Origin of the sequence: Mycobacterium scrofulaceum, from assembly GCF_002086735.1 — a bacterium.
In the GTDB taxonomy this organism is placed as follows: Bacteria; Actinomycetota; Actinomycetes; order Mycobacteriales; family Mycobacteriaceae; genus Mycobacterium; species Mycobacterium scrofulaceum.
The window spans coordinates 30,397-47,279 of sequence record NZ_MVIJ01000008.1; the positions used below are offsets into that span (position 1 = coordinate 30,397).

Here is a 16,883-nt window from a genome sequence, read left to right on the forward strand (position 1 = left end):
CGTCAGGACGGCTCCATCAGCACGTCGACGTGCAGCGGCGCGCAGCGGTCGATCAGCCAGATCTGGTCCGCGGGGCTGGCGAAGATGCGCGCATGCGACGGGTCCTGGGCGAACGCTTTCTCGCACCGGTCGCCGAAGAAGACGTAGGCCTTGGCGTCGTTGCACTGCCGCGACATCCACACCAGCCCGTCCAGCCCGGCGCCGTGCGCGGCCTCGGCCCACCGCACCGTGGAGGCGTAGCTCGACGCCGGGCTCGCGGTGAGGTCGGCGGCGGTGACCTTGAGGCGGCGCAGCCCGGTGCCGTGCAGCACGCCCAGGCGCGCGGCGCGGGTCACCCGCAGCCGGACGAGCACCTTGTCCGCGTATTGGTCGTAGGGCAGCAGGCCGCCGTCGACGGGGATGTCGTGCAGCAGCGTCTCCGCGATCGCCGCGTCCTCGGTGTCGGCGGCGTACATGATCGGCACCACCGGGTCGCCGAAGAAGCCGAAGCGGGTGCGTGAGCCGATGCCGGGGTTGAAGTCGGTGGCGGTGCGCGTCGCCGACAGCACGCGGTAGAGCCGGTGGCCCGCCGGCAGGGTGGCGATGGCCGGATCGAAGGGCTCGGGTGGTCGCCTCACCACGAGACGGCCAGGGCCTCCGCGGCGACCGCGACGACGCGGTCCGGATCGGTGGCGAGGCGGTCCACGGGCCGCTCGGAGTCCAGATAGGTGGTCGGCGAGCACAGCCACTGCACCAGGCCGGCCTCCGACCAGCCGTTGCCCTCCGCGACCCCGCGCAGCACGGCGATGGCCGGCAGCGGTTTGCCGTCCGGGCCGAACTGGAAGCCGGGGTAGGCGAGGTAGCTGCCGCGGCGCACGGCGACCAGCGCCTTGTTGCGATGGGCGGTGGTGGCCAGGTTGCGTGGCGCGCTGGACCGCGACCCCATCCGCTTCCCGGCGTCGGTGCTGCTGAGCATCCCGAACTCGGCCTCGATGCGGGCGTACAGGTTCTGCTCGGCCTGCACCGCCCGCGCGACGGCCGGCTCGGTGTAGACGGCGACCGACGACAGCGCGTCCCCCACCGCGCGGGCGCTTTCGCGCAGCCGCTCGTGCGCGGTGGCCAGCTCGGCGACGGTGGTCATGGTGATCGCTCCAGAGTTCGGTTCGTGCACTCCATTCTAGTGCACGAAGCGAACGCGCGACGGGCTACCTGTCGCGGGCGTAACGCCAGGGCGAAAAATCACGCGCAATTTCGCCATGGCGTCACAGCGGCGGGCTAGCGGTAGTTGACGAACTGCAGCGCGACGTCCAGGTCGGCCTGCTTGAGCATCGAGATGACGGTTTGCAGGTCGTCGCGCTTCTTGCTGGTCACGCGGATCTCGTCGCCCTGGATCTGCGTCTTGACGCCCTTCGGACCGTCGTCGCGAATCAGCTTGGTGATCTTCTTGGCGTGCTCGCTGTCGATGCCCTGCTTGAGCGTGCCGCTGATCTTGTAGGTCTTGCCCGAGGCCTGCGGCTCGCCGGCGTCGAACGCCTTCATCGAGATGTCGCGGCGGATCAGCTTCTCCTTGAAGACGTCGACGGCCGCCTTGACGCGCTCCTCGGTGGACGACGTCAGCTCGATGGCCTCGTCGCCCTTCCACGCGATCGTGGTGTCGGTTCCGCGGAAGTCGAAGCGGGTGGCCAACTCCTTGGCGGCCTGGTTGAGTGCGTTGTCGACCTCCTGGCGCTCGACTTTGCTGACAATGTCGAACGATGAGTCCGCCATGCGATCCGTCCCTTCATCCCGTGATGGCCGTTTGTGCTTTGTCTACCCCCTCGTTGTAACCTGTCTGGCGGCAGGTTGCCCGAGCGGCCAATGGGAGCGGACTGTAAATCCGTCGCGAAAGCTTCACAGGTTCGAATCCTGTACCTGCCACCACAGTTCGTCAGAGCGTGGGCTTCACCGCGTTCGCCTCGTCGGCGATCCTCACGTCGCGCCCGGCGCCCGCCGACACGGTCGCGGCCTCGCCGCGGGCCAGGCCCACGGTGGCGATGATCACCAACGCCGCCGCCACGGCCAGCACCACCCAATCGAAGCCGTGGGCGTCCAGCGTCTCGCCGAGCACGGTGATCCCGAGGACCGCGCCCACGATGGGCTTGGCGGCGATGATCGTCGGCAACGAGGCGGTCAACGCGCCTGCGCGGTAGGCCGACTGATGGAAGATCATCCCGGCCGCCCCGCAGAACACCCAGCCGTACAGCTCGGGCCTGGTCCACAACTGTTCGGGGTTGTGTTCGAGGATGTCGACGACACCCTTCATCAGCACCGCGAACGCCGCCAGCAACGAACCGGCGACCGCCGCGAGCAACAACGCGGCCACCGGGCGGTCCGACCAGATCCGGGCGCCCAGCAATCCCAGCAGCAGCGGCGGGCCCATCGCGATGGCCACGATCAGCCACACGTGGGCCGCGGCGCGCTGCTGGCCGCCGGTCGGGTCGCCGACCGCGATGACGACCACCAACGCGGCGGTCAGCGCCACCGCCCACACCCACTCCGCGCGGGTGACCGGATGGCGGCTCATCCGCGCGTAGATCGGCAGGGCGAACAGCAGCGCGGTCACCTGCAGGGACATCACCAACAGCACCGAGCCCTTGTCCAGGGCGGCGGCCAGCAACACGTAGCTGGCGATGTCGCCGAGACCGCCCATCCACCAACGGGTGTCGCGGAGCAGCATGCCGAAGAGCGCCAGGTGGCCGACCGGCTTGTCGGTGACCTCCTGCGCGGATCGCTGGCGGACGACGTTGCCGATCGCCGACGCGAGCGCGGCGCACAGCGCAAGCACCGCCGCCATATCAGCGCTCGACATGGGTGACCTCCTCGCGCCGCAAACGCGTCACTGATTTCTCACCAATCTAGTCGGGCGCCGGCAAACCGCCCGCCGAGCGTGGTTCAAAGCGGGAACTTGGTGCCCGTGAGCTGCTCGGAGAGGGCCCACAGCGCCGCGGCGGTGCCCGCCCGCCTGGCCGGCCAGTTACGCCACGTCGGCTGGGTGTGGCCGTACAGACCGAAGCGCGGGCCGACGAAGGTGTCGCCCGGCAGGTCCTGCGACACCGCGTACAGCGTCTGCCGGGCACCGAAGTCGGCGTCGGTGGACACGACGCGGTCGACGGCCAGCACCGCCGCGTCACCGAGCCTGCGGCCGGAGTTGCCCTGCAGGTTCGTGTGCGACCAGCCGGGGTGGGCGGCCAGCGCGCGCAGCGGGGAGCCGGCGGCGTCGAGGCGCCGCTGCAGTTCCCTGGTGAACAGCAGGTTGGCCAGCTTGGACTGGCTGTAGGCCAGCCACGCCGAGTACGGGCGGGACCGCCAGTTCAGGTCTTTGAGGCTGATGTAGCCGAAGTGGTGCATCAGCGACGACACCGTCACCACCCGGTCGGTGAGCCGGGGCAGCAGCAGGTTGGTCAGCGCGAAGTGGCCCAGGTGGTTGGTGCCGATCTGGCCCTCGAAGCCGTCGGCGGTCACCGCGTGTTGGGTGGCCATGATGCCGGCGTTGTTGACCAGCACGTCGACCGTCGCCATCTCGTCGGCGAAGCGCCGCACCGAGCCCAGGTCCTGCAGGTCGAGCTGGCGTACCTCGACGTCGCCGGGCATCCGCTCGGCGGCCGCCTTCCCCTTCTCCGTGTCCCGCACGGCCAGGACGACGCGGGCGCCGGACCGGGCCAGTTCGCGGGCGGTGACCTCGCCGAGTCCGGCGTTGGCCCCGGTGATCACGACGGTGCGTCCGGCGAAGGAGGGCAGGTCTGCTGCGGTCCAACCAGGCATGCAGCCCACCCTAACTACGTGATCTCGCGCACCGGAACGCCGCAGGTATCGTGCGTGGGATGGCCGACGGAAGCACACCTGGACGCCGGCGGATGTACCTCGGGGTCATCGTCAATCCGCTCGCGCGCCGGAATCGCGGCGCCCGCGGTGACCGCGCCGCCGAGCTGCGCCGCATCGTCGGGCCCTGGGGTGAAGTGCACGAAACCGCCTCGACCGAGGACCTCGGCAAGACCCTGGACCAGCTCCATCCGCGGGTCACCCACCTCGTCGGCGACGGCGGCGACGGCGCGCTGCACTGGCTGATCAACGAGATCGAGCGCTGCGAGAGCGACCCGGAGCGCTGGCCGACGTTCGTGCCCACCAACGGCGGCAGCGTCAACGCCGTCGCCCGCAAGGCGCGGGTGCGGGGTCGGCCCGACGCCGTTATCCGCGCGCTGGCGGCCGCCGCCGAGGCGGACCGGCCGCCGCCCGAGATCCGCCTCGACACCCTGCGGCTGGACGGCCACACCGAAGACGGCGCGGCGTTCCACCGCCTGTGCTTCGGGCTGGCCGCCGGCGGTGTCGGAAACCGGTTCTACGACATGTATTACGGAAAGCCCGATCACGGCCGCAGCGAGGTCGCCCGGGTGATCGGCCGCTCGTTCCGCGACTACCTCGCCACCAAGGTCGGCCGCTCGCCGGACGCCAATTACGCGTCGGTGCTGTTTGCGCCCACGCGCGCCCGGGTCGTCATCGACGGCGAGGAGGTGCCGACGCGCACGCACCGCCTGCTGCACGCCGGCGCCATCGACCTGCGGATCGGCGGCCCGTTCCGGCTCTTCCCGAAGGCCGAGAGCCCCGGCGCGCTGCATTTCCAGGCCGGCGAGGTGCGGCCCTCGCGGATCGTCGTGCGGCTCCCGTCGCTGCTCACCAGCGGCACGGTCCGGGGCCACCGGGTCCGCGACGTCAACGGCCGCGAGATGGTCATCGAGGCCGAGGGGGAGCCGTTGTCGCCGATCATCGACGGCGAGCGGTTCGTCGGCATCACCCGTTTGGTGGCCCGCGCGGGCCCGCTCATCCGCGTCGCACAGACCGGCTGACTTCCGTATCTCAGTAGTTCAGCATCGGCCCCGTGGCATTGCGGTCGCGGATATGACCCGCCCGCCCCGAATGGCGGGCCCCGACTCCACGCGATCGGGTACGCGTATGCCGTTTGCCGATCGGATGCGAAATGGCGCTCGGACCCCGCATGAACGTGCCTAATGATAATTCATTAATGGCGTAAATGCGTATGTCAGTATCCGTGCGCTTACGAAGTGCAATCCGGATATCTATGCAGCTAGATGGAGCTCCTGACATACTGAAATCCGGACATGCGGAGATGACTGGCACGGAATCTGCGCCGTTGGATCAGCCTATCCTGTGAGATTAATGTGCGGTCCGTAAAATGCCCGATATCGCTTTGCTTAGCGTCCGTCCGCGACCTACATTGTCGTTATCAATTGATCCCAAAAGTTTTTATCGCTCAAAGTGAACCCGAAAGGGGGTGGCTCCTGCGATGGAGACGCTCATTGGTCATCTGCACATGAGGGAAGCCCTGACGCCGGACAAGACCCTCTTCCGGTTCGTCGACGACGAGGGCCGCGAGCAGGAGCACTACACGTACCAGGGTTTCGCCGAGCGGACGCGCGAGTTGGCCGCATACCTGACGGCGGAGGCCAGGCTGCGCCCGGGAGACCGCGCGCTGCTGGTCTACCCGCCCGGTCTGGAGATGGTGGCGGCGTTCTACGCGTGCGCGCGCATCGGGGTGATCGCCGTGCCGGTCAGCCCGCCGCTGCCGATGTCGTTCGAGTCCGGGCTGGCCAAGCTCGCGTTCATCGCGCGCGACTGCCAGGCCAGGGCGGTGCTGTCGACCAAGCAGTTCGAGTACGACTACCGCCTGATGCTCAACCACCTCGACGGCGGGTCGCCCCGGGAGGACGACCGGCGGCCCCCCGAACTGCCGTGGTTCGGAACCGACGGCACGCAGGACTTCGGCGGCACCCCGGTGCCCGACACCCCCGGGCCGGTGCTCTTCCTGCAGTACACCTCCGGCTCCACCAGCGACCCCAAGGGCGTGGTGGTCAGCCACGCCAACGTCATCGCCAACGCCTCGGCGTTCACTAAAGACGAGGTCCTGGTCAGCTGGTTGCCGCAGCACCACGACATGGGCCTGATCTCGGCCTACCTGTTCATCCCGCTGATCGGCGGGACCACGCACGCGATGTCGCCGCTGGACTTCCTCAAGCGGCCGTCGTCCTGGCTGCGGCTGATCAGCGACGTGCGCGCCACCCACACGCCGGTGCCCAACTTCGCCCTCGAGCTGTGCCTGCGCGAGGACAAGCTGCCCACCTCGGAGCTGAAGGGCATCGACCTGAGCAGCCTGGAGAGCATCGTCGTCGGCGCGGAGCCGTTGCGCGCCGGCACCTTCGCGCGCTTCCGGGAGCGTTTCGCGCCCTACGGGCTGGAGCCCAACGCGCTCACCGGCGCCTACGGCATGGCCGAGAACACCCTGATCGTCTCGCTTCGCGGCCGCCAGACCCTGGCGCTCAACAAGCGCGCGCTGGAGAACAACCTCGCGCGGGTCGAGAAGGCCCAACCGCAGAACAGCAACCAGGCCCCGGTGGTGAGCTGCGGGAAGCCCATCGACGGCAACGTCGTGCGGATCGTCGACCCGCAATCCGGGGTGGCCCTCGGCGAGGGCCGGGTCGGGGAGGTGTGGCTGGACGGGCCGTCCAAGGGCGGCGGCTACTGGAACCGGCCCGGGCTCACCGCGGAGGCCTTCGCGGCCCGCATCCCCGGCGATGACGACCACACCTATCTGCGGACCGGCGATCTCGGCTTCCTGTACGAGGGCGAGCTGTTCGTCTGCGGCCGCAGCAAGGACCTGATCATCGTGCGCGGCGTCAACTGCTACCCCTCGGACATCGAGGGCATCGTCGAGCGGTCGGCCGTCCAGGTCCGCGGCGGCTGCGTCGCCGCCTTCGCGGTGGAGCGCGACGAGCGGGAAGTGCTGACGGTGGTGGCCGAGGTCCGCGACGAGCATGCGCTGCCGGACGGCAAGGCGCTGGCGCGCGCCATCCGCCGGCACGGCCACATCGACCCGCACACCATCGTGTTCGTGCCGCCGCACAGCATTCCCAAGACCACCTCGGGGAAGATCCGGCGCTCGTCGACGCGGCAGCTCTGGCTGGACGGCGAGCTGCCCGTGCTGTCGGCCTACACGCATCGGCCCCACGACCTGCCGGACGCGGAGCGGGGCCCGCTGGACCGGTTCCGCAACCTGATCGAGAGTTACGACCTGACGGGCGAGGAGGACTGCTCCTTCGCCGATCTCGGCATCGACTCGCTGGCGCTCGCGGAGCTGCGCTCCGATCTGCAGGCCCTGCTGGAGGAGCACGGCGCCGGGGAGCTGGCCGAGGAGGTCAACACGCGCCTGCTCCAGCGACTGACGGTGGCGGAGTTCTTCGCGCTGATGCGGCAGTTCGGTGAGGGGTCCGGGCAGCCGCTGGACGCGCTGCGCCGGGCGCTGGACCAGATCTCGGCGGAGTACGAGGCGTACGAGATCGCACGGATGCGGGCCGACGCCCAGCTGCCCCTGCCGGCGCTGCCGCCGGCGCGGCCGGGCGCGCCCAGCGACGTCCTGCTGACCGGCGCGACCGGGTTCCTGGGGCCGTTCCTGGTCGCCAGCCTGCTGGGCCGGACGTCGTACACCGTCCACGCCCTGATCCGCGCCACCGACGAGGCCCACGGACTGGACCGGATCGTCGCGTCGCTGCGCAAGGCCCGGCTGTGGTCCCAGGCGCTGGAAGCCGAGGTGCGCAAGCGGGTGCGCGTGGTGTGCGGCGACCTCGCCGAGCCGCACCTGGGCCTCGGCGCGCCGGGATTCCAGCGCCTGGCCGAGGGCGTCGACGTCATCGTCCACAACGGCGCCCTGGTCAACTACGTCCGCACCTACGACGCCCTGCGGCCCGCCAACGTGGCCGGCACGCACGAGCTGCTCCGGCTGGCCATGACCGCCCACCGCAAGGCCTTCCATCTGGTCTCGTCCACCTTCATCTACGGGTGGAGCGTCAAGCCGGTGGTCGGGGAGTCCGACGCCAACCTGGAGATGAACGCCCTGGACTTCGGCTACTCGCAGACCAAGTGGGTGGCCGAGCAGCTGGCCTTCGCCGCCCAGCGGCAGGGGCTCGACGTGCGCATCTTCCGGCCCTCGCTGATCTCACCGACCGGCGCGGGCTTCGGCAGCCAGGATGACATCCTGGTGCGCACCGTGGCGTTCATGATCGAGCACGGCGTCGCCGCCAACGCGCTCAACCAGCTCAGCCTGCTGCCTGCGGACCTGATCGCCGACCACGTCGTCGCGCTGATGGACCTGCCGGCCGACGCGGGCAACGTGTTCAACATGACCGCGGACGACTACTACAACATGACGGACATCACCCGGGTGCTGTCCGAGCGCTACGGCTACCGCTTCGAGTACCGCGACATTGGATCGTTCGCCGCCGAGATGAACCGGCGGTGCACGCCGCGCGACCCGATCTACCCGCTCGTCGACTTCCTCACCCGCTCGGCGGACAAGATCGCGGCGATGCGGGACAAGCGCTACGGCAACACCCAATACCAACGTGCGCGCTCGCTGGCGGACGTCCGGCTGCGGGAACCGGCGCTGACCGAGACGGTCGAGAATCTCGTCCGGTTCTTGCGGAGTGAGGGCCTGATCACCGAGGCTGAGGCCGAGGCGCAACGCAGTGCGTAACCGTGCCTAACGACTCAGGGGGTTAACCATGTTCACCGTCGACGACCAGGCGACGGGTCCGCATGACGCGTCGCTCGACCACGAGCGCATCGTCCTGCAGGCGCGTGACGTCGACTTCGACTGGGCGACGCTGCCGTTCTACTACGTGCCGGGCGAGCCGTTCACCACCCACTTCTGCAACGTCCTGCACCTGCTGCTGCCGGCCGGCGAGGAGTTCATCGTCGACGCGTTCAAGAACACGCTGCCGCTGATCAAGGACGATCAGCTGCGGCTGGACGTGCAGGGCTTCATCAGCCAGGAGGCCATGCACTCCCAAGCGCACGCGGGGGTGCTCGATCACTTCGCGGCCAAGGGGGTGGACGTCACGCCGTTCACCGACCAGATGTCCTGGCTGTTCTCCCAACTCATCGGCGACCGGCCCGGGTGGGGGCGGCGGCGACGGCAGAGCTGGCTGCTCGAGCGGGTGTCGATGGTGGCGGCCCTCGAGCACTACACCGCGATCCTGGGCGAATGGATCCTCGACACCCCGCAGCACGACGCGTTCGGCACCGACCCGGTGATGCTGGACTTGCTGCGCTGGCACGGCGCGGAAGAGGTCGAACACAAGGCGGTCGCGTTCGACACCATGAAGCACCTGCGCGCCGGGTACTGGCGGCAGGTGCGCACGCAGTTGCTGGTGACGCCGGCGCTGCTGTGGTTGTTCGTCCGCGGCGTGCGGTTCATGTACTCGGTCGACCCGTACCTGCCGCCCGGCACCAAACCGCGCTGGCGCGACTACTTCAGCGCGGCGCGGCGCGGCCTGGTGCCCGGGCCGTTCCAGTTCCTGCGGGTCGTCGGCGCCTACTACACGCCGAGTTTCCACCCGTCCAAGCTGGGCGGGGTGGGCCGCGCGGTCGACTACCTGGCCCGCTCACCCGCGGCCCGAGCGGCGCATTGAGCTCCGGGGCCACACACCAATGACTCAGTCCCGCACCGTAATCGCGTCCGACGGCGTGTCCCTGGCCGTGCATGCCCGCTCGGAGATCGACCGTGCGCGCCCGACGATTCTGGCGATCCACGGCTACCCGGACAACCACCACGTGTGGGACGGGGTCGCCGAGGAGCTCGGTGGCCGCTTCAACTTCGTGGCCCTCGACGTGCGCGGCGCCGGTGACTCGTCCAGGCCAGCGGGACGCGCGGGATACCTTCTGCCCCAACTAGTTTCGGACATCGGCGCGGTGATCGACAGCCTCGGGGTGGACCGGGTGCACCTGATCGCCCACGACTGGGGTTCCATTCAGGCCTGGGCGGCGGTCACCGACGGCAACGTGATGCCCAAGGTGGCGTCGTTCACGTCGATCTCCGGCCCGCACCTGAATTACGCGGGCAAGTTCCTGCGGTCCGCGCGCACGCCGCGCGGCGTGTTCGACGTGCTCAAGCAGGCCCTGGCCTCCTCGTACATCTGGTTTTTCCTGTGCCCGGGGTTGCCGGAGCTGGCGATCTGGTCGCGCATCAGCGTGAGCGTCTTCGCCGCCGTGGAATTCATCGGCCGGCCCCGCGGCGAGCGCCGGCGGCGCGCGGCCGGCACCCGGTCGACCCGCGACTACCTCAACGGGCTCAACCTCTACCGCGCCAACATGCCCGCGCCGTTCCTGTTTCCCGGAGAGGACCTGCCGCGGACAACCGTCCCGGTGCAGGTGTTGGTGGCGCGCAAAGACTACTTCGTGTCGCCGCCCCTGCAGCGGTTCACCGGTGCGATACCGCCGCACGGCAGGGTCGTCCCGATCGAGGGCGGACACTGGGTGGTGTCCTCCCATCCCGAGGTCATCGCCAAGCTCACGGCCGAGTGGGTCGACCAGGCCGGCGACATCGGGCAGGTGTAGGACAATGACTGTGGCACAAACGATTTGGAGTAACAGACCCGCCGACCTGTACGGTCGCCGCAAGCGCGACCGGCTCTACACGGCGTTGTGGGGGGTGGGCACCCTGTTCGGCGGTCTGGCTTCCGCGTCGCGGTGGGACCCGTCGCGCGTCGTACCGGTGCGGCGGACAACCACCGCGGTGATCACCGAGCGCGAACTCCTCACGCCCGACGTGGTGGCGCTGACGCTCGCCGACGCGCAGGGCGGATTGCTGCCCTCCTGGACTCCCGGAGCGCACATCGATATTCGCCTGGCTTCGGGCCGCCGCCGCCAGTACTCACTGTGCGGTCCGCCCGGGCGGCGCACCGACTACCGCATCGCGGTGCGCCGGATCGCCGACGGCGGCGGCGGCTCGATCGAAATGCACGACAGCTTCGGTGTGGGCGACACGATCGAGTTCGAGGGCCCCCGCAACGCGTTTTATCTCGTCACCGATGAACGCCAGGTGCTGTTCGTGATCGGCGGCATCGGCGTGACACCGATCCTGCCGATGGTCTCATTGGCCCGGCAGCGCGGAATCGATTGGCGCGCCGTGTATGCCGGGCGCAGCCGGGAGTACATGCCGCTGCTCGACGAGTTGCTCGCGGTGGACCCGGACCGGGTGACCGTGTGGGCCGACGACGAGCGCGGCCGAGTGCCCACCGCCGCGGAACTGCTCGCCGCCGCCGGGCCGGCGACGGCCGTCTACGTGTGCGGCCCGACGGCCATGCTGGAATCGGTGCGCACCGCGCGCGACCAACACGCAAACGCGCCGCTGCATTACGAGCGCTTCGGCCCGCCGCCGGTCATCGACGGCGCCCCGTTCGAGCTGGAGCTCGCCCGTTCCCGGCGCGTGCTCAGCGTGCCGGCGAACCGGTCGGCGCTCGACGTCATGCTCGACGGCGACCCGACGACCGCGTACTCGTGCCAGCAGGGCTTCTGCGGCACCTGCAAGGTGAAAGTGCTTGCCGGGCAGGTCGAGCGGCACGGACGCGCCGCCGAGGGCGACGGCGAAATGCTGGTCTGCGTCTCCCGGGCGCACGGCGAACGCCTGGTGATCGACGCCTAGGAACGCGGGTGCGCCGGGTAGGCGTGCACGAGTGCGCTGTCGAGCCTCGGCACCGCGTGCGTCAGTTCGTGTTCGGCGTCATGAGCGATGCGGTGGGCGTCCTCGAGGCTGGCGCTGGGGTCGATGTCGAGTTCCGCGTCGGCGTGCAAGCGATGCCCGATCCAGCGCATCCGGATGCTGCGCACGCTGCGGACACCGGGCCGGGCGGCCAGTGAGGCTTCCGCGGTGTCGACGAGCTCGGGGTCCACGGCGTCCATGAGCCGGCGGAAGATGTCGCGGACCGCCCCGCGCAGCACCCCCGCGATCGCCAGCGTGATGATCAGTCCGACGATCGGGTCGGCCAGCGGGTAGCCGAGGGCGACGCCGCCGGCTCCGAAAAGCACTGCCAGCGAGGTGAACCCGTCGGTGCGGGCGTGCAGACCGTCGGCGACGAGGGCGGCCGAGCCGATGCGGCGGCCCACCCGGATCCGGTAGCCAGCGACGACTTCGTTGCCGATGAAGCCGATCACGCCGGCGGCGGCGACCCAGCCGAGGTGCTCGACCGCGACGGGGTGGAACAGCCGTCGGATGGCTTCGTACCCGGCGATGACCGCCGACAGCGCGATCATGCCGATGACGAACAAGCCCGCCAGGTCCTCGGCCCGACCGAAGCCGTAGGTGTAGCGCCGGGTGGCCGCACGGCGACCCAACGCGAAAGCGATCCAGAGCGGAACGGCGGTCAGCGCATCCGAGAAATTGTGGATCGTGTCGGCGGCCAGGGCGATCGATCCGGAAGCGACCGCGATGACCACCTGCACGAGCGCGGTCGCGCCGAGCCCGAGCAGGCTGACCTTGACCGCGCGGATGCCGACGGCGCTGGTCTCCAGGGCCGCGTCGACGCTGTCGGCGGCGTCGTGGCTGTGCGGGGCGAAAATCCGCGTGACGATACCGCGAAGCCCATGGTCGTGAACGTGGCCATGGTCGTGGTCGTGGTCGTGGTCGTGGAGGCTACCGGCGCTCATCGCCGCGTTTCCCGATTACCTGCATGCATACGCAGATAATAAGTCACTCGACCGCGCCGCGCGAGCGCGACGACGCCGGAAGGGAGTCACCCAGGGTCCGCGACGCGGGCGGGGCGAGCAGGGTCTGCCGCGAACCGCGAAGCTCCGCGGCGAGGTCGTGCTCGAACGCCGGAACCGCCAATCCCCGCCGGCGCAACCGGCGATCCAGCGCCGCGATGAACAGCCCCTCGCCCGCGCGCCGGCAGCCCAGGACGGCTCGCTCGTTCATGACGTCGCGAGTCAGCGCGGCGGCCGGACAGGACGCGACCACCTCCAGCGAGGCCCGCATGTCCAACGTCGTTGTCACCCCGCACGACGGCGAGGCGCCGATCCCGACGATGCCGGTGACCGTGATCCCGGAACGCTGATAGTCGGCAACGTCGCGAGCGACCCGCCGCGCCAGCCGCCGATAGACCAGCCGCGTCCACACCACGAACGCGCGCAGCAACGGACCGCGCAGTGGATACAGCAATCCGCCCTTGGAGTGGTAGAGGGGCAAGCTGTGGGGCTTGAGGACCCCGCCCCAGGCCAGCCGCTCCGGGCACGGCAGCTGGTGAATCCCGTAGCCCGCGCCGATCAGCTCGGCGACCGCCTCCGGCACCGCGCCCGATCGGGTGGCGCCGCCGGCATAGCGAGTGTTCTCGTTGAGCAGGCAGTGCGACACCAGCACCACGCGCCGGCCGCGCTCGTCGCGCAACTGGTCGAGCAGTAACCGCGCTGGGGGCGGTGTAGGCCTGCCGCGCATGCCGGATACGGTATCTCGGCCCAGGCGGCGCGGAGCGGCTTTCGGTCGGCGCCCCCGGTCGATTGACGGTCGAACGATGCAATCGGGACTTCCGCCCCTAGGTCCGGCGGGGCGCCGACAACTACCGTCGGCGCTACAGCGCGAGGATCGACGCCACCACTGCGAGGTTGACCATGCATCAGGCTAAAGGGTTGGGGGGCGTGGTCTGTGTGGCCGCACTCCTGGTGGCGGCATGCTCGAGTCACCCGGCGCCGCCGGCATCGTCGCCTGCCTCCCCGTTGGCCGATTCCACCCGATCAAATGCGTTGGCGGCCATGCACGGCGAGGCGCTCGCCCACGCGAAGTATCTGGCGTATGCCACCCAGGCGCAGCAGGCCGGGCGGACGCAGGTGGCGCGGGACTTCACCGACGCCGCCCAGACCGAGCACATGGATCACTTTGCCCGCGAGGCCGACCTGGTCGGGCTGGGCGGCGACATCGCGGCCAATCTGCGCGACGCGATCAACGGTGAGACGAACGAGACCGACACCATGTACCCGGGCTTCGCCAGGCAGGCCACCGCTGAAAACGACCCGGCCGCGGCATCGGCTTTCAGCGAGATCGGCGTCGATGAGGCCACTCACCTCAAGGACTTCCAGGCGGCACTCGACGCGGTCAGCAACCCCGGCAGCGGCGCGTCGGTGCCGCCCGGTGCAACGCCGGTGCCGGTCGCCATCACCGCCGGGCCCCCACGGTCGTCCGGGGCCACACTGGCGAATCTGCGCACGGCGATGCAGGGTGAGGCCTTCGCCTACGCCAAATACATGCGCTACGCCGATCAGGCGCGACGAGACGGCAACCCGGCTGTGGCGCAGCTCTTCACGAACACCGCGAACTTCGAGTTGAACGAGCATTTCGCGATGCTGGCCACGCTCGCCGGGCTGGTGTCCACCGACACCAACGCGAACCTGCGAGAGGCGGTCAACGGCGAACAACACGAGGCCGATGTCATGTATCCCGACTATGCCCGCCAGGCCGATCAGGCGGGAAACACCAATGCCGCCAACCTGTTCCGGGAGATTGCCGGTGACGAGAAGACCCACCAGCAGACGTTTCAGAAGGCGCTCGCCGCGTCATGACCACGGCCGACTAAGAGCGGAACCGACGTGTCAGTCCCCGAGGAGGTGTCCTTCGAATCCGGCGGGGTGCAGTGTGCGGGCGACCTCTACCGGCCCGCGATAGCGGGCGACGGGCTCGCCTGCGTGGTGATGGGACACGGCGGCAGCGCGACCAAACGCCTCGGCCTGCCCGCCTACGCCGCGAAGTTCACGGCCGCGGGCCTGGCGGTGCTGGCGTTCGACTACCGGCATTTCGGGGCGAGCGCGGGCCAGCCGCGGCAAGTCATCGACGTCGCCGAGCAACGGGACGACTACCGGGCGGCGGTGGCATACGTGCGCGGCCGTGACGACGTCCATCCGGGTCGCGTCGCCTTGTGGGGGACGTCGCTGAGCGGCGGTCACGTCCTCGCGGTGGCGGCCACCGACCCCACCATCGCCGCGGTGGTGTCGCAGGTGCCGCTGATCGACGGCTGGCACCGCGGGCGCACGCTCCGCGAACGCCTCAACGGGGAGGTGGCATGGCGGACGGCGCAATTCACCGTCGCGGCGATGCGCGACGTGGCCGGCGCGAAGTTGGGCCGGGCGCCGCGTCTGGTTCCCGTGGTCGCCGACTCCGGTGCGGCCGCCGTGTTCACCGAGCCCGAGGCGAGGGCCGCGTTCGAGGCGCTCGGGGGCGAAGCCGTCGGGTGGCGCAACGCGCTGGCTCCCCGCATGCTGTTCGCGTTGCCGCGCTACCGCGAGGGGACCGCGGAGAAGCTGCGGATGCCCGTCCTGATGTGCGTGGGGGACCACGACCTGCAGGCGTCGCCCAGGTTCGCCGCCCGCGTCGCCTCGGGTATGAAAAACGTTGAGCTGCATCGGTATCCGGTCGGGCACTTCGACGTCTACACGGGGGCGTGGTTCGAGGAGATCAGCTCGGTGCAGGCGGAATTCCTGCGCCGCCACCTCGTGCGGGATACCCGATGACGGGGCGACGAAATTCTAGGACCACGGACCCGGATAGTGGCCGTCCTGGTCCTGCACCATCACGATGTCCTTGCAGTCCCCCTTGAGGGCGGCGGCATTCTCACCGCGGCACACCAGCGTCCAGCCCGATATCCGCGCGAAGGGCCGGACGGACCAGGTGGTCGCGATCGGTTCGGTCGCGGGCAGGGCGAGGACGGCAAACGTGTTGCCGACCTTGGTGATGTAGAGGTGGTCTTCGAAGAACGCCATCTTGGCGATCGCCATCTGCTTCGCCTCGTCGCGCGTCTTCAAGAAATCCCACTGCTGGCTGCGCAGGTTCCACACCCCGAACCCGAACGAAGAGTCGTCCGAATCCTGGCCGTCGACGAACAATTTCCCGTCGGACAACGTCGCGGCCAGCCCGCCGCCGGGAAGGCGATCGGAGTCGCCGATCTTGATGACGGCCTTGGCGTTCAGGTCGTAGAACATCGTCGACAGCACCGGGGGATGGTAGGAATCCCAGTGCGTGATCTGCACGAGTTTGTCCGGCCCGTCGGATAATTCGGCGTCCACGCTGCGGACATCGTTGTCCTGGTAGACCGGCTCCCCGCTGGGCCGTCGCAGTTCGGCGCCCGACGTCTTGGCGGGGTCGGTGTTGCGCTGAAACGCGAGGATGTCCTGCCAGGCGCGCCCGGACTGCGGGTCGTTCCACGGCACCGACAGGTCGGTGCCGGACAGGATCACGGTCCGCGGCGGCGACGTGGGGGCGTGCCCGTCGGTGAAGGCGTTGATCCACGCCACGCCCGACGCCGTCGAGGCCAGCCCCCAGTCCTTCGCCGCGGTCAGCTTGAGATCCGGGCTCGGCGGTTGCAGTTCCCTGGTCGCCAACGGCTGGGTGGCCTTGAAGTCGTAGGCGTAGGCGGTCGCCGTGGTGGTTTCGGGCTGTTGGCCTTGTCCGGGTTTGGCGGTCGTGACGATGTAGACGACCCTCATGTCGTCGGCGGTGCCCGTCAGCGCGCAGATGGCGCCGGTGAGGTTCTCGCCGGGGGCGACCGCGGGTACGCCCGGCGCGACGTATTGCCCGGTCTTCGGATCGAAGATCTTGGGACGGATGTCCTCGAGTGCGGATTTGCTGGCCGAAATTTTGTCAGGGCAGCCGAAGTACGCCGTTCCGCCGTAGCTTTTCCAGTCTTTTTCCAGCGGACCCGTCATCGGCGCGGGCGCAGGGACGGCGCCGGCGGGCTTTTTCTGCGCGGAAGTCGAGGTCGTCGGCGTCGCCGCGGGCGGGGACGCGGTTTCCGAACAGGACACCAGGGCCAGGCAGGCGATCGACGTGACGAGCGCGCGCCTCATTTTGGGCAGCGTTTGCCCCGTGAACGCCCGCATCGAAAACCCCCGTTAACTTCGTGTAACCAACGAGCGTAAAGCGGGCAGGGGCCGGCCGCGACTTGTGTCGGGCGGTCTTCGTCACACCGCGCCCCCCCCCGGGGCCCCGCGCCACTTGCGGCGAGCAGACGCAAACTCGCACTGCTACCGGCGACAGAATGCGA

General features: G+C 69.5%; 15 protein-coding genes and 1 tRNA gene. 8 read left to right on the top strand and 8 right to left on the bottom strand.

The genetic code is table 11. From position 1 onward, the window contains the following. Positions 1-2: 2 nt before the first annotated feature. From BST44_RS07345 to BST44_RS07350, 3 genes are all read right to left on the bottom strand, one after another. On the bottom strand, positions 3-617 hold the full coding sequence (locus tag BST44_RS07345) for an RES family NAD+ phosphorylase (protein ID WP_158086640.1): 615 nt from the start codon (positions 615-617) through the stop codon (positions 3-5). Beyond that, positions 614-1,120 (bottom strand): hypothetical protein, encoded by a 507-nt coding sequence (locus tag BST44_RS30055; protein WP_158086641.1) that lies wholly within the window; start codon positions 1,118-1,120, stop codon positions 614-616. The genes BST44_RS07345 and BST44_RS30055 overlap by 4 nt, the downstream gene beginning before the upstream one ends. Before the next feature lie 134 nt (positions 1,121-1,254). Beyond that, on the bottom strand, positions 1,255-1,746 hold the full coding sequence (locus BST44_RS07350; protein ID WP_083176210.1) for a YajQ family cyclic di-GMP-binding protein: 492 nt from the start codon (positions 1,744-1,746) through the stop codon (positions 1,255-1,257). 69 nt (positions 1,747-1,815) lie between these two features. Between BST44_RS07350 and BST44_RS07355 the strand changes: the two genes are divergently transcribed. Continuing rightward, a tRNA-Tyr gene (locus BST44_RS07355) sits at positions 1,816-1,899 on the top strand. 7 nt (positions 1,900-1,906) lie between these two features. Here BST44_RS07355 and BST44_RS07360 read toward each other — a convergent pair. Both BST44_RS07360 and BST44_RS07365 read right to left on the bottom strand, forming a co-directional pair. Beyond that, positions 1,907-2,827: a DMT family transporter gene (locus BST44_RS07360; protein ID WP_083176212.1), complete on the bottom strand. Its 921-nt coding sequence runs from the start codon at positions 2,825-2,827 to the stop codon at positions 1,907-1,909. An 83-nt stretch (positions 2,828-2,910) separates the two neighbouring features. Further along, positions 2,911-3,780 carry an oxidoreductase gene (locus tag BST44_RS07365; protein WP_083176214.1) on the bottom strand — a complete coding sequence of 290 codons (870 nt, stop codon included), beginning with the start codon at positions 3,778-3,780 and terminating at the stop codon, positions 2,911-2,913. A gap of 92 nt (positions 3,781-3,872) precedes the next feature. Here BST44_RS07365 and BST44_RS07370 point away from each other — a divergent pair, with 92 nt between their 5' ends. The 5 genes from BST44_RS07370 to BST44_RS07390 all read left to right on the top strand — a co-directional run bounded on the left by BST44_RS07370 (position 3,873) and on the right by BST44_RS07390 (position 11,506). After that, positions 3,873-4,859 carry a diacylglycerol/lipid kinase family protein gene (locus tag BST44_RS07370; protein ID WP_083176216.1) on the top strand — a complete coding sequence of 329 codons (987 nt, stop codon included), beginning with the start codon at positions 3,873-3,875 and terminating at the stop codon, positions 4,857-4,859. 458 nt (positions 4,860-5,317) lie between these two features. Beyond that, positions 5,318-8,557, top strand: coding sequence for a thioester reductase domain-containing protein (locus tag BST44_RS07375; RefSeq protein WP_083176218.1), 3,240 nt, complete (start codon positions 5,318-5,320; stop codon positions 8,555-8,557). A 28-nt stretch (positions 8,558-8,585) separates the two neighbouring features. Further along, on the top strand, positions 8,586-9,494 hold the full coding sequence (locus BST44_RS07380; RefSeq protein ID WP_083176220.1) for a metal-dependent hydrolase: 909 nt from the start codon (positions 8,586-8,588) through the stop codon (positions 9,492-9,494). A gap of 19 nt (positions 9,495-9,513) precedes the next feature. Then, positions 9,514-10,419: an alpha/beta fold hydrolase gene (locus BST44_RS07385; protein WP_083176222.1), complete on the top strand. Its 906-nt coding sequence runs from the start codon at positions 9,514-9,516 to the stop codon at positions 10,417-10,419. A gap of 4 nt (positions 10,420-10,423) precedes the next feature. Then, entirely contained in the window at positions 10,424-11,506 is a 1,083-nt protein-coding gene (locus BST44_RS07390) for a PDR/VanB family oxidoreductase (RefSeq protein ID WP_083176224.1), read from the top strand. Here BST44_RS07390 and BST44_RS07395 read toward each other — a convergent pair. Together BST44_RS07395 and BST44_RS07400 are read right to left on the bottom strand one after the other, a co-directional pair. Continuing rightward, on the bottom strand, positions 11,503-12,507 hold the full coding sequence (locus BST44_RS07395) for a cation diffusion facilitator family transporter (protein ID WP_083176226.1): 1,005 nt from the start codon (positions 12,505-12,507) through the stop codon (positions 11,503-11,505). The two genes, BST44_RS07390 and BST44_RS07395, sit on opposite strands and share 4 nt — an antisense overlap. Positions 12,508-12,550: 43 nt before the next feature. After that, positions 12,551-13,291, bottom strand: a complete 741-nt coding sequence (locus BST44_RS07400; protein ID WP_083176228.1) for a 2-thiouracil desulfurase family protein — start codon at positions 13,289-13,291, stop codon at positions 12,551-12,553. A 173-nt stretch (positions 13,292-13,464) separates the two neighbouring features. Between BST44_RS07400 and BST44_RS30620 the strand changes: the two genes are divergently transcribed. Continuing rightward, entirely contained in the window at positions 13,465-14,409 is a 945-nt protein-coding gene (locus BST44_RS30620) for a rubrerythrin family protein (protein WP_208619745.1), read from the top strand. 27 nt (positions 14,410-14,436) lie between these two features. After that, positions 14,437-15,354 (top strand): alpha/beta hydrolase, encoded by a 918-nt coding sequence (locus BST44_RS07415; RefSeq protein WP_083176230.1) that lies wholly within the window; start codon positions 14,437-14,439, stop codon positions 15,352-15,354. Positions 15,355-15,369: 15 nt separating this feature from the next. On the opposite strand, the gene BST44_RS07420 is transcribed toward BST44_RS07415, so the two are convergent. Further along, on the bottom strand, positions 15,370-16,686 hold the full coding sequence (locus BST44_RS07420) for a hypothetical protein (RefSeq protein WP_167380168.1): 1,317 nt from the start codon (positions 16,684-16,686) through the stop codon (positions 15,370-15,372). Positions 16,687-16,883 lie beyond the last annotated feature (197 nt).